The organism is Sphingobacterium athyrii (assembly GCF_003071065.1).
Taxonomy (GTDB): Bacteria; Bacteroidota; Bacteroidia; order Sphingobacteriales; family Sphingobacteriaceae; genus Sphingobacterium; species Sphingobacterium athyrii.
The window spans coordinates 186,092-199,785 of sequence record NZ_QCXX01000006.1; the positions used below are offsets into that span (position 1 = coordinate 186,092).

6 protein-coding genes are annotated in these 13,694 nt (G+C 42.4%); 5 read left to right on the forward strand and 1 reads right to left on the reverse strand.

Going from position 1 to position 13,694, the window contains the following annotated elements; genetic code table 11:
• Positions 1 to 224 precede the first annotated feature (224 nt).
• Both DCO56_RS20745 and DCO56_RS20750 read left to right on the forward strand, forming a co-directional pair.
• Positions 225 to 3,341, forward strand: coding sequence for a SusC/RagA family TonB-linked outer membrane protein (locus DCO56_RS20745; RefSeq protein WP_108635656.1), 3,117 nt, complete (start codon positions 225 to 227; stop codon positions 3,339 to 3,341).
• Positions 3,342 to 3,350: 9 nt separating this feature from the next.
• The gene (locus DCO56_RS20750) at positions 3,351 to 4,967 is read left to right on the forward strand and encodes a RagB/SusD family nutrient uptake outer membrane protein (protein ID WP_108635657.1); all 1,617 of its coding nucleotides are present in this window, start codon (positions 3,351 to 3,353) and stop codon (positions 4,965 to 4,967) included.
• 109 nt (positions 4,968 to 5,076) lie between these two features.
• On the opposite strand, the gene DCO56_RS20755 is transcribed toward DCO56_RS20750, so the two are convergent.
• Positions 5,077 to 7,827, reverse strand: a complete 2,751-nt coding sequence (locus tag DCO56_RS20755; RefSeq protein ID WP_165308489.1) for a substrate-binding domain-containing protein — start codon at positions 7,825 to 7,827, stop codon at positions 5,077 to 5,079.
• A 292-nt stretch (positions 7,828 to 8,119) separates the two neighbouring features.
• Between DCO56_RS20755 and DCO56_RS20760 the strand changes: the two genes are divergently transcribed.
• The 3 genes from DCO56_RS20760 to DCO56_RS20770 all read left to right on the forward strand — a co-directional run bounded on the left by DCO56_RS20760 (position 8,120) and on the right by DCO56_RS20770 (position 13,683).
• The gene (locus DCO56_RS20760; RefSeq protein WP_108635659.1) at positions 8,120 to 9,442 is read left to right on the forward strand and encodes a sugar porter family MFS transporter; all 1,323 of its coding nucleotides are present in this window, start codon (positions 8,120 to 8,122) and stop codon (positions 9,440 to 9,442) included.
• 86 nt (positions 9,443 to 9,528) lie between these two features.
• Positions 9,529 to 10,485 (forward strand): carbohydrate kinase family protein, encoded by a 957-nt coding sequence (locus DCO56_RS20765; protein WP_108635660.1) that lies wholly within the window; start codon positions 9,529 to 9,531, stop codon positions 10,483 to 10,485.
• A 72-nt stretch (positions 10,486 to 10,557) separates the two neighbouring features.
• Positions 10,558 to 13,683: a SusC/RagA family TonB-linked outer membrane protein gene (locus DCO56_RS20770; RefSeq protein ID WP_108635661.1), complete on the forward strand. Its 3,126-nt coding sequence runs from the start codon at positions 10,558 to 10,560 to the stop codon at positions 13,681 to 13,683.
• Positions 13,684 to 13,694 lie beyond the last annotated feature (11 nt).

Sequence of the window (13,694 nt, forward strand, 5' to 3'; positions counted from 1 at the left end):
CAGGTTAATCGAAAACTCTCCGTACGATCTTGGTAATACACAGGAGACCGAGTGACATAAATTTCATTTTATAGGGATTAAACAATCGATTGCGCTATTCACGCAATCGATTTCGTTTGTCCAATACTTTTTTTCCAAAGAATATCCCTCTAATTTAAGGGACTAAACCAGTCAATCTTAAACTGAAAAAACTGACTGACTAAATAATAACTAACTATTTAATTATGATTTCAAAATTTACAAGTAACCAAAAGGTAAGCCTGCTTGCTATTGCTCTTCTTGTGGCATCTTCGCAAAGTACGTTTGCGATCGATAGGCCTGCCGTCTTTGAGAGTACAGCGAACCTAATTGAACAAAATCAGATTACGGGAAAGGTCACTTCGGATAATGGACCACTGGCAGGTGCTACCATTTCGGTGAAAGGTACCTCCGTGTCGACATCGACTGATACAAAAGGTGCATTTTCAATCAAGGCCAAGACTGGTGATATTTTGGTTGTAAGTAGTGTGGGGTATAAACCCAAAGAAGTGACTGTAGCTGGTAGTACGATTTCTATTCAATTGGAAGGCGACAACGCGGCATTGGAGGAAGTCGTGGTGGTGGGCTTTGCCAAACAAAAGAAGGTAAACCTCACTGGTGCCGTACAGGCAATTACGTCAAAAGACTTACAGGATCGCCCCGTGACGAACGTATCATCGGCTATTCAAGGTAAATTTTCCGGTGTAACCATTACACAGAATTCTGGTCAACCGGGTAAAGATAATGGTACCATACGGATTCGTGGTCTGGGTACGATCAACAACGCCAATCCCTTAGTGATTGTGGACGGTATCGAAAGTTCGATGAATAATATCAACCCAAATGACATTGAAAGTGTATCTGTATTGAAAGATGGACCGAGCGCTGCGATCTATGGTTCGAAGGCGGCAAATGGGGTCATTTTAATTACGACAAAAAAAGGGGGTAGTGGCAAACCGCAATTAAATTATACAGGATATGCTGGTATTCAAGACCCAACACGTCTGCCGGAATATATGAATTCTTATGATCATGCCGTGATCCTTAATGAAGCACTCAAGAATGAAGGAAAAACGACTCGCTTTACAGCGCAAGACCTTGAGCTTTTTAAAAATGGTTCGGATCCAGATGGACATCCCAATACAGATTGGTTGGGCTTATTGTACAAGGGCTCGGGCTTCCAACAAGCGCACAACTTGCAAGTGACAGGTGGCACAGAAGATGTGCAATATATGGCTTCTGGTGGTTACTTGGGACAAAAAGGTGTGATTAAAGTAGCAAGTTCAGACCGATATAACTTGCGCACAAATGTAGGAGCGAAAGTATCGGAAAGATTACGCTTTGATCTGGGATTGGCCTACAATTATCAACGCATTACAGAGCCAGTAAACCCGTATACTGGTGATATGGCACAGATCTTTAGACAAGTCAACCGGATTCCAAATTTTATTCCCTATAAATATAGCAACGGTGTGTACGGCCGTGGCAGCGATGGTAATCCCATTGCTTGGATGGACATGGAGTCTAAAGATAATATGACCTATAAACATACACAGGTAAATTTCTCGGGTGAATTTAAAATCTTAGAGGGATTGAAAGTAAAACAGGTTATTGGATTTCAGCCCATAGACAATATGTCGTCTAAGTTTGTTAAAGATATTCAATACTACAATCAAAATGGCGAATCTGGCCCTAAACAGGGAATAAATAACTTGACAGTCTATAACTTCCAATCAGAACGATTGACTTTTCAGACCTTATTGACCTACGATAAAAAGATTGGAAATCACCAGTTCAATGTTTTGGGTGGATTTATGGATGAGACTTTTAGGGCTGACTATTCAAGTGCCTACGCACAAGGTTTTTTGAATCATGATTTTCCGGAACTTAATTTAGGTAGCAGAGATGGCATGAAAGTAGACGGCGGTGCCAAAAAATTGATCTTACGTTCATTCTTTGGCCGGATAAACTATGCTTTTGCAGACAAATATCTTTTGGAAGCCAATGTAAGACGTGATGGGACTTCGCGTTTCTTGGGGAATAATCGCTGGAGTACTTTCCCTTCATTCTCGGCAGGATGGCGTATTTCGCAGGAAGATTTTTTCAAGGAATCCGCGTTGGCTGAAGGAATATCAGAATTGAAATTAAGAGGAGGCTGGGGTAAATTGGGAAATCAGCAGTTGTCTGCAACATCAGACAATTTATATCCAACGGGAGATGCATTTTATCCAGGAATATTTACAATTGCTCCAGGATTTAATTATCCTTTTGAAAAAGATAAAGTGAGTTCTGGAGGAGCTACAGCACAATCGGCCAATCCATTACTGCGTTGGGAAGCGACCACAAGTACCAATATTGGTTTGGACTTGAACTTGAAGAATAACCTAGGTTTTGTATTTGAATATTTTGACCGTCGTACCGATGGTGTACTCTTAAAATTGCCTGTTTCAAACCTTTACGGTCTTCCGGCACCTTATCAGAATGCGGGGAAAGTACAAAATAATGGGGTAGAGTTACAAATCAATTACCAAAATAGTATCGGGGATTTTAAATATAGCATAGCTGCCAATGGATCCTATATCAATAATCAGATTAAAAAATGGGCAAGCGATGAACCACAAGTGAATGGAACGTTTTATGTCTATGAACAAGGCAGACCTATTCGTTCATTCTACGGCTATGAGAGTATTGGAATCTACCGCTCTAATGAGGAATACACGAATAGTAAAATACAGGGTGTAAATGATAAGATCGGTGCTGGAGACCTGATCTATAAAGATCAAAATGGGGATAAGAAGATTGACGGCAACGATCGGGTATATTTAGGATCGCCAGATCCTAAATTCATCTTTGGCTTGACTTCAAATATGAGCTATAAAAACTTTGATCTGAGTCTTTTTTTCCAAGGAGCAGCAAAGGTACAAGGATATCTGTGGGGCGAAGCCATTGGCGGCATCTCTGGGTCGGATAAACCCACAACCATCTATGCTGATCGCTTTAATGCCGAAACAAATCCAAGTGGATCTATGCCACGTGCACTCACCAGCTGGACACAAAATAGCCCTTCGGGTACCCCTTCGGACTTCTGGATTCAAAACGCGAGTTACGTACGTCTAAAAAATATCACTTTTGGCTATACGCTGCCAAAAACATTTACAGATCGAATTGGAATAAAGGGGGCCAAACTTTATTATAGCGGTCAAAATCTGTTGACATTCACTGGATTTGCTAAAGGATTTGATCCAGAGGCACCAGCTGATTCACGCGGTAATTACTATCCGCAAGTAAAAACAAATGTCTTTGGTCTTAACGTAAACTTTTAATTGTAAATCATGAAACTTAAAAATATAACCATAGCACTAAGTGTTGCGACACTTTTATTTTCGTGTCAGAAACTGGATCAAGAACCTCTAGATGCCTATAATGCTGATAATTTTTGGAAAACAGAAGCGGAGGCGGACTTTGCTGTGACTGGATTGTATAGTGGGACAAGTGATGGGGACGGAAAAATGAACGAGGGTTCTGCCTGGGAAGATGGGACGCAAATCTTTTATATGGACTGTACTTCAGATAATTCCAATAGCGATTTTCCATGGGAGGGCTTTCAAGGTCTAGGAAACGGTACAGCAACACCAACAAATTCTGGAAATGCCGAAGCAAGGTATACCTATGAGCATATTCGTCGTGCAAATTATATTCTTGAGAATATTGATAAAGCACCGATGGCTGTGGAAAAAAGAAAAAAGTTGATAGCTGAAGTTCGGGTGATCCGTGCTTACAGATACTTTGATATGGCCACCTTATTCGGCGCTGTGCCAATCATTACTAAAACATTAGCTAAAGAAGATGCTTACATTCCAGCGAATACCCAAAAAGAAGTGCTGGAATTTGTGGAAAAAGAATTAAAGGAAGCTGCTGCTGATTTGTCTTACGCAAGAGGCGGTGCGCGAATGTCCAAAGGTGCTGCCTTAGGGCTTTTGGCTCGTTGTTATGCCTTCCAGAAAAAACATCAAGAGGTAATCAATACTACCGAAGAAATCATTTCTGCAGGAACCTATAAACTTTTTGATGACTATGCTACTTTATTTGAGGAGGCAAATGAAAATAACAGTGAAGTGATGATGAACATTGAGTATATAGCCAATGTACAAGGGTATACCATGCTTGGCATTATGCTCCCCAATTCCATGGGGGGATGGGGATCAATTGTGCCTACCCAAAGTCTGGTAGATGCATTTGAAACGGCAGATGGAAAAACCATTAGTGAATCGACAAATTATAATCCTGCAAATCCTTATGAAAATAGGGATCCGCGCCTGGGAGCAACTATTGTTTATCCTGGAGCCTCGTACAATGGCAAATATTTTGATCCGCTGAACCCAAAATCAGACGATTATCCTTCCGGTCCTGATAATGCATCCAGTACAGCTTATAATTACAAGAAGTATATTCAAAATCCAAGCAGCTATGTGAACTTATGGAATGTAGGTACCAATATTATTGTGATGCGTTATGCAGAGATGTTATTATTAAATGCTGAGGCAAAAATCGAACTGGGAAAGATTGATAACAGCGTATATGAAAATATAGATCTGGTACGCGAACGTGCTAATATGCCAAAAGTGGATAAAGCTGTATATGCCGGTCAAGGCAAATTACGTGAATTGGTACGTCGAGAACTTCGCGTCGAATTGGCGGGTGAAGGACGTCGTCGTTTTGATATTATCCGCTGGGGAATAGCGAAAGATGTGTTGAACGGTCCAGTGAATGGTGCTTTGTCACAAGGAACGGTTGATCCAAAAACAGGGAAGGTAACCTACACATCTCTGACTGACCGCTTTTTCTCCGAAAACAGAACATTCAAAGTTGATAAAAATGAATTATGGCCAATTCCGCAGGCTGTCATCGACAACAGCAAGGGAACGCTGAAACAAAATCCAGGTTATTAATCGCACATTTAACACGATTTGGGAATACCTTTTGAGTGTGGCGATGAGTTGATTGAAAACGGTTAAGCACTAGTTGCTTAACCGTTTTTTTATTTGATTTTTTGTTCTATTATTTTCTGTCCAGCTCTTTTTTAAAACTGCTTGGCGACTGTCCATATCTCTTTTTAAATGCTGAAGCAAAATAGGAAGCCGATGAAAAACCGACACTGCTAAAGATCTCATTGATATGGAGGCCATCTGCCATCAGGCTTTTGGCTTTTTTGAGCCTTCTTTCGACAATATATTCGCTGATGCTACAGTCGAGCAACTGTTTAACCTTTCGATAGAGCTGCACGCGCGATAAGTGAAGTTCGCTGGCAATATCGTCGACGCTCAGCCTTGAATCGGCCAGCTTTGATTCAACAATCGTCGAAAAACTATTGAGAAAGCGTCTGTCGCTCTCGTTAATGCTATCAGACTGTGAAGTATCAAATTGCTCCACAGTGCTGCTATATTTTTCTTTCAGCTGATGCCTCGATTGTAGGATATTGCCAATCCGTACCTTAAGGAGGGCTGCATTGAATGGTTTGGTGATATAGTCGTCTGCCTTCAAAAGGCTTCCCTCAAGCATAGTTTCTTCGTTAGCAAGTGCACTCAACAAAATGACTGGAATATGAGCAGTCTGATAGAAGGTTTTGACATCTTTGAGGATATCTAGGCCACTGCCGTCAGGCAGCATAATATCGGTGAGTACCAAATCTGGGAAATGCGTTTTCATAAAGTTATTGGCTTGACGCGAATCTCTGGCCAATAATAAATTGTAGTCGCTTTCTAAGATAGATCTGAGGTAGTCCCTGATTTCATCGTTATCTTCAACAATTAGGATGCTTTTTGATTTATCAGAATGAAAGGAAAGATTCTTTTCGGGAGACTTTACCTCAGGCTCCAGATATTCTTGCTGCTTGAATATGGGCTTTATGCCAGATCCATCTTTCAGGAGCTCTTCCTGCTCGTAATGGGCATTGCCTATGGGCATCCGTAGTGTAAAAATCGAACCATGGCCTAATTTGCTGCTGGCCGTGATCTGGCCATGATGTAGCTCGACGATTTGTTTGGCGTAAGCAAGACCAATCCCAGAGCCATTCCTGCTACCTGTTCCTTGATAGAAAGGATCAAAAATATGCTCTATATCGATAGGTGCAATTCCTAAACCATTGTCCAATACGCGTAAGTAGAAGTAATCTTTGAAGCTATTTTCTTCCAATGAAATTTCAATTCTTCCGCTGGCTGCGGTATGTTTTATGGCATTGGAAAGGAGGTTGGATAGCACCTGTTCCATCAGGTATTCGTCAATCCATACTTCTTTTAATATACTTTTGTTAACGTAGCTGACGGATATTCTGTTTTTTTTGAGCAGCGGCTTAAAGCTGTTGATTACCTGTTGTATAAAAGGGTCAATCTGTACTGCTGAAACCTGAAGCTTGATCTTTGCTTTGCTGATGCGATGGATATCGATCAGATCGCTTACCAGGCGTTGCATTTTTTTCGCACTTCGTTTGACACGTGACAATTGATCTTTGATATCGTCGGCAAGATCCTTCCGTGTTTCGAGATCCTCTATTGGTGCTAGGATAAGAGTGAGCGGAGTTTTGAACTCGTGGGAGATGTTGGTGAAAAAATCGTTTTTAATTTCCGCTGCCTGCTGAATCTGGCTGTTCATCTCAACGATTTGCTTCTGCTGGGACAAGATTTCGCCATTTTTGATTTCGAGATGTTTGTTCTTCTCCCAATTGCTTTTGATGACAATGACGGAAACACCGCCAAACACGACTGCGAGCACCAGACTGACAACAAGGACATTGAGGACAGACTTTTGATTCTGATAAATACGGTTCTGCTCGGTAATAAATTCCTGTCTTTTGTCGATATCTATTTGTTGCTGTTGGATCTTATGGGACTGCAGTGCGAGTAGTTCTGCATTTGTTTTGTCAATAACGGAGGTAGCAAGGATGTTCTCACGTTTATAAGGCTGATTGTTGATTATCGCTAGCGCTATTCGGATTGCTTCAGTACCGCCAGTGGGGTACAACATGGAAGCATACATATGGCCTTGCATAATCTGTTCCAAGCCATTGCCCGGTCCGGGCAGTGCATCTACGCCGATGATTTTAATATCCTTTTTGAGCTGCGCTTCGTCCAGGGCTTTTTTTACGCCCATGGCCATTTGATCATTGAAAGTAAAAATGACATCGCTTTGCGCCATCTGACTGATGTGCTTTCGCGTTTCGGCATAGGCTGTGTTTTTTTCCCATCCCCCGTGGATAATACCGCTTATTTGCATGCCAGATGCTGCCAAAATACTTTGTTTAAAACCCTTTTCGCGTTCGATGGAAGCCGATGTCCCCGATAGTCCGGTCACTAATCCGACCTTGCCTTTGCCTTGAAGGACAGTTTGACTATATTGACCTGCAAGTTTACCAATGGCCAGGTTGTCTGCCCCTACGTATGCATTATATTGACCTGAAGAGGTTTTGCGGTCGGTTACGATCACAGGGATATGAAGCTGGTATATGGAATCAACGATGGGAGTAAGCGGCTCCGCCTCATTGGGCGAAACAATCAACAGGTCGATATCTGCTTTGGCAAGTTCGCGTATCTGGTCAATTTGCAGCGCATTGTTGCCATGGGCATCCCGGTATAAGAATTCAATGTCGGGATTAAAGGAGAGTTCGCGTTTCATTTCCTCGAGCATAGTCTGTCTCCAGGCATCATTTCCAATGCATTGCGAAAAAGCGATGACCCGCTTCTTTTTTTGGCTTACTGATTGACAACCCAAAAAAAGGAATAGGATCAATAGGCCATAAACGGTGTGTCTTCCCATGATTTTTTTTCCCTTTACAATCCGAATATACATCATTTCACTTTTTTTAGATAATCAGTATATGGTTAGTGTATTTATTACACTAAAATGGATTGAGATAAATATGTATCATTTTCTATAGGATATGTCTAAAAACTAACAGTTTTAAAAGATGAATTTTTTGTAAAATATTGATATATAAAGGTTTGTTGTGTTTTTAAAAATGTTACATAAATACATGTTTTTGCTGTGTCCAAATTTAAGTTAGCATGAATCCTGAGTTAAATTTGAGTTAATCAATTATAGGGAAAACATGAACAAAAACACCGTATTAGCCTGGTCATTTGTAGTGGCGTTGGGCGGATTCTTATTTGGCTTTGACACAGCAGTGATTTCTGGAGCTGAAAAGGCAGTACAGGAGCATTGGCATCTGAGCGAGTTTCAGCATGGGCTTACAATGGCTATTGCCTTAATAGGTACTGTCGTCGGTGCAGCATTGGGGGCGCTGCCTTCGGATAAGCTTGGCCGCAAGAATACATTATTTGTTGTGGCGGCACTTTATTTTATTTCCGCCATTGGGAGCGCATTGGCGAATGACTGGACTATATTTATTTTATTTCGTTTTTTGGGAGGAATCGGAGTCGGTGTGTCTTCGGTGACGGCGCCAATTTACATTTCCGAAATTTCCCCTGCGGCTTCAAGAGGCAAGTTGGTGGGCCTCTTTCAGTTTAATGTGGTATTGGGAATTCTGATTGCCTACTTATCCAACTATTTTATCGGACAATTGGGGGAAGAATCCTGGCGCTGGATGCTGGGAGTGCAATGCTTTCCATCGCTCTTGTTCTTTATATTGATCTTCTTTATTCCCGAAAGTCCGAGGTGGCTGTTATTGCATAAAAATAATTTGTCCGAAGCAACGAAGATCATGAAAAGAATAAATTCTGAAGATTACGAGCTTGAAATCGAGAAAATTCAGGAATCCAATAATAAGATGGCGGGCGAAGGTAAATTATTTATACGTGAAAATGCCAAGCCGATCTTGTTAGCCCTCTGTTTTGCGCTATTCAACCAGCTTTCGGGTATCAATGCGATTATTTATTATGCGCCGCGTGTCTTTGAGATGGCTGGTCTCGGCTCGCAGAGTTCGCTGCTATCCACAGTCGGTATTGGTGTAATCAATTTTATTTTCACTTTGGTGGCGATCAATTTTATTGATAAGGTAGGTCGCAAAAAATTAATGCTTGTGGGTTCTCTGGGATTGATCGTATCGCTAGCATTGGTTTCGCAGGCTTTCTACACCGGACAGACAACAGGATTCGCCATTACCATCTACCTGATGAGTTTTATCGCTTTTTTCGCCTTCTCGCAGGGAGCGGTGATTTGGGTGTTTATTTCCGAAATTTTTCCAAATGATGTACGGGCCAAAGGGCAGACATTTGGTAGCCTGACGCATTGGGTGATGGCAGCAATTATCACTTTTTGTTTTCCGGCACTGACGGAGATTCTTGGCGGTGGTGGCACCTTTCTGATGTTTGCCCTGTTTATGGTATTGCAGCTTATTTATGTAGTGAAATTTATGCCCGAGACAAAAGGACGGTCTTTGGAAGATATGGGGCAGACCATCAATCTGCATTAAGTAGGTATTTGTAAAGGAAATTAAAATAATCAATTCGGTACACTGTTTTGGCACTCAGCCAAAGCGCTGTATAAAAAAGAGTAAATATGAGAAACGGAGATAAATCAATACAAGGTATTTGTTTTGGAGAGGTTCTTTGGGACAATCTACCTACAGGCAAAAAATTGGGTGGCGCTCCTTTGAATGTAGCGTATCACCTGAATAAATTGGGTGTTGTGACGCGTATGCTGACACGCATAGGCCGTGATGAAAATGGAAGCGAACTGCTTTCTGCGTGTGAGCAACTGGGAATTCCGACAACACTTTTTCAGTTTGACGACAGTTTACCCACCTCAACGGTCGAGGTTACGATTGATGCGGAACGCAATGTACAATACGAAATCGTTTATCCTGTTGCTTGGGATAGAATAGCGGTGGATACTGTTGTGCTGGAAGAGGTTGAGGTCATAGATTTTTTGGTATACGGCAGTTTAGCCTGTAGAGATGAGATAAGTTTTCAAAGCTTGTTGTTGTTACTGGAAAAAGCACGTTTCCGCGTGATGGATGTCAATCTGCGCGCTCCATATTTCGGTCCCGAAAAAATACATAGCCTTTTAAAATACGCTGATTTTGTGAAAATGAATGCCGAAGAACTGCACATTATTTCGGATTGGAATGGTGCTACAGCTACTTCTACTGATCAGCAGCGTGTAGATCTAATCATGGAGCGTTTTGCAATTCAGGAAGTTATAGTAACGTATGGTGCAGACGGTGCAGTGTATCATTTTAAAAAAGACAATATAAGTTATCATTTTCCAGCATTGAAGGTTCAGGTAGAAGATACGATTGGAAGCGGGGATTCATTTTTGGCAGCTTTTCTGGCCAAGAGGTTTCAGATGCAGGATGGTGTTCAACTTGAGGAAGTACTGGAATTTGCAGCTACGCTCAGTGGTTTTGTGACGCAGAGCAGCGGTGCATGCCCTGCTTATAGTCCTGAAGATATCAACCGCTTCCATTGGCTGAATCCAATCTTTCGCGATAGCAATCTAAAGGTGAAACAATAGCTGTTTATGACAAAAATAAAACCAACAGCGAGACAAATAATCTAATTAATAATCTACTTATAATAACCAATTATGTTTACAAGACAGCAAGTTATGTTGCTCCCGTCTTTGGCACTCTTTTCGGTAGCTGCTTTCGCGCAGCAGACAGAAATTCGGGGGCGGATTTCGGACAGCGGAACAGCGGCTCCTATCGCTGGAGCGTCATTAGTGGTCAAGGGAACCACTCAGGCAACCAAATCGAATGAAAAAGGGGAATTTGTGTTGCAGGTATCGGGTAACAAAGGTACTTTGGAAATAACCTATGTAGGCTACGAACCTCAGACTATGTTATTGGGGGATCGGAAATTTTTGGATATCCGATTGATCAGCACCGAAAAGGGACTTGATGAAGTGGTTGTTACAGGCTACCAGACCGAGCGCAAAAAGGACCTGACTGGGGCGGTGAGCGTCGTCAATGTGACAGAAATGATGAAAGCGCCTGAAAATAATCCAATGAAAGCACTTCAGGGACGCGTGGCAGGTATGACGGTAACCTCTGACGGTAGTCCTAGCGGAGCTGCCACGGTACGGATGCGCGGTATCAGTTCGATCAACAGTAGCCAAGATCCACTCTATGTCATTGATGGGGTACCTACGCAAGGTGGGATGCATGAGCTTAATGCTAACGACATCGAGAGTATTCAAGTCCTGAAAGATGCCTCATCAGCAAGTATCTATGGATCACGCGCAGCAAATGGCGTTATTGTGATTACAACCAAAAGAGGAAAAATCGGCGCAACAAAACTTACAGTTGATGCCTATGCAACCAGTACACATTTTAACAACCGGATGAAGGTGCTTAACGCCCAGCAGTATGGACAGGCACTATGGCAGGCTACGATTAATAGCGGTGGTAATCCGAACAGCAATAATATTGGTTATCAGTTTGAGTGGAACAATGACGCTAATGGTCTGCCACAGCTAAACAAGGTCGTTATACCACAATATATCGACCGCGAGCATACCATGTATGCCGCAGATACGGATTGGTTCGATGAAGTTTCTAAACCAGGTCTGCTCCAGTCCTATAATGCCACTTTGAGTTCGGCGACGGATAAGTCGAGTTCATACTTCTCGTTGGGTTATCTGCGTAATAACGGAACTCTTCGTTATACGGATTTCCAGCGCATATCAGCTCGGATGAATGCCGATTACAAACTTTTTGATGGTAAGCTGGTTGTTGGGGAGAATTTTACGGTCAACAATACAGGCGAGGTACAGGTACCCGGAGATGTACTTGATCTATCCCTGAAAGCATTGCCTATCATACCAGTACATACTGTTGACGGCATTGGTTGGGGCGGTCCAGCGCTGGGAATGAACGATCGCCATAATCCGGTACGCCTGCTACATGATAACAGAAATAATAAATACAACTATTGGCGGTTATTTGGAAATGTCTATGCCGATTTGCAGCTTATTAAAGACTTGCATCTCCGGACAAGCTATGGGATAGATTACGGTAATTATTATAAACGTAACTTGCAAGTTTCCTACCTTTCCGGGTTTATGAGCAGCGATAGAAGTGCTGTCAATATGGAACAGTCACATGGAATGAAATGGACTTGGTCGAATACGGCAACCTACCGAAAAGAGATCGCTAATCATACGATAGACCTATTGGCTGGTGTTGAAATGAATCGTCAGAATGATATTAATTTTAACGCATATACCGGTGGTGATGGGGCTTTTTCTATCGAAACGCCTGAGTATATGTGGCCTGGCGTAAGCACTGGAATTGCTGCTGTCGGTGGTACCTCGACAGGCTTTTCGCTCCTCTCTTATTTTGGAAAGGCAAACTATTCTTTTGATGACCGTTATTTGGCTTCCTTTACAGTGAGACATGATGGCTCTTCCCGTTTTGGCAAAAATAACCGCTTTGCAACCTTTCCAGCTGTAACAGCGGGCTGGCGGATTTCATCCGAACGTTTTATGGCGAATACCAAAGATTATATTTCTGATCTTAAATTACGTGTGGGCTGGGGGCAGACGGGGAATCAGGGGATTGGTAATCTAGCGACTTATGCACTTTTTGTGCCTGAGTATGGGATCGGTGACCCAACCTGGAATATCGTCGACGGTACTGCTTATGATCTTTCGGGTTCGGGAACCGGAATCTTACCTTCGGGATACCGGAAAATTCAGACAGAAAACAACGATCTGAAGTGGGAAACTACGACACAGACCAATATCGGTTTGGACTTCACGCTGTTTGGCCAAAGTCTTTACGGGTCAGTTGATTGGTATGTCAAAGCAACAAAAGATATGCTGATTAATCCCGCCTATATTGGTGTTGTAGGTGAGGGTGGTTATCGCTGGGCCAATGGGGCTTCGATGGAAAACAAAGGCCTGGATTTTACTGTGGGATACCGCAATAAGACCGCTTTTGGGTTGGATTATGATGTGACCGCTGTCTTATCGTCGTATAAAAACAAGGTAACTCACTTGCCTGTAGCCGTTGAAAACTCCTACGGTGGACGCCAGGGGGATAATATTATTGGTAGACCGTTGGGTTCGTTTTATGGTTATGTAACCGATGGGATCTTTCAAAATCAGATGGATGTTGACAATCATGTCAACCAAACGGGGAAAGGGATCGGGCGATTGCGCTACGTAAATGTGTATGATGCAGATCAGCAAATTACAGACATGGACCGTACCTGGATCGGAAACCCACACCCTGATTTTTCCTATAGTTTGAATATCGCACTGAAATATAAGGGCTTCGATCTTTCAGCCTATTTTCAGGGGGTGCAGGGGATTGATGTTGAAAATTGGCTGAAAAAACAGACTGATTTTTGGAGTGTAGATGATGTAAACTCCAACAAGGGTGTGCGCCTGCTCAATGCTTGGACACCGCAGAATCCAACTTCGACAATTCCAGCATTGCAGACGACAAATAATAATGATGAAGGCCGACTGTCCAATTATTTTATTGAAAACGGATCCTATCTGAAACTTCGAAACCTGTCCATTGGATACACGTTACCCACAGCAACCGCTTCTCGTTTGCGGATGAGCCGGTTACGCGTCTACCTTACGGGACAGAATCTGTTTACTGTCAAATCGAAGAATTTTACTGGTGTAGATCCGGAGAATGTAGGCTGGGGCTATCCTATCCCTACGACATGGACCGCGGGAGTAAATATTGGCTTTTAGCAGAAAGTAAC

Coding starts and splice junctions, on each gene's coding strand:
- DCO56_RS20745 (WP_108635656.1), top strand. CDS start 225: ATGATTTCAAAATTTACAAGTAACCAAAAGGTAAGCCTGCTTGCTATT.
- DCO56_RS20750 (WP_108635657.1), top strand. CDS start 3,351: ATGAAACTTAAAAATATAACCATAGCACTAAGTGTTGCGACACTTTTA.
- DCO56_RS20755 (WP_165308489.1), bottom strand. CDS start 7,827: ATGGGAAGACACACCGTTTATGGCCTATTGATCCTATTCCTTTTTTTG.
- DCO56_RS20760 (WP_108635659.1), top strand. CDS start 8,120: ATGAACAAAAACACCGTATTAGCCTGGTCATTTGTAGTGGCGTTGGGC.
- DCO56_RS20765 (WP_108635660.1), top strand. CDS start 9,529: ATGAGAAACGGAGATAAATCAATACAAGGTATTTGTTTTGGAGAGGTT.
- DCO56_RS20770 (WP_108635661.1), top strand. CDS start 10,558: ATGTTTACAAGACAGCAAGTTATGTTGCTCCCGTCTTTGGCACTCTTT.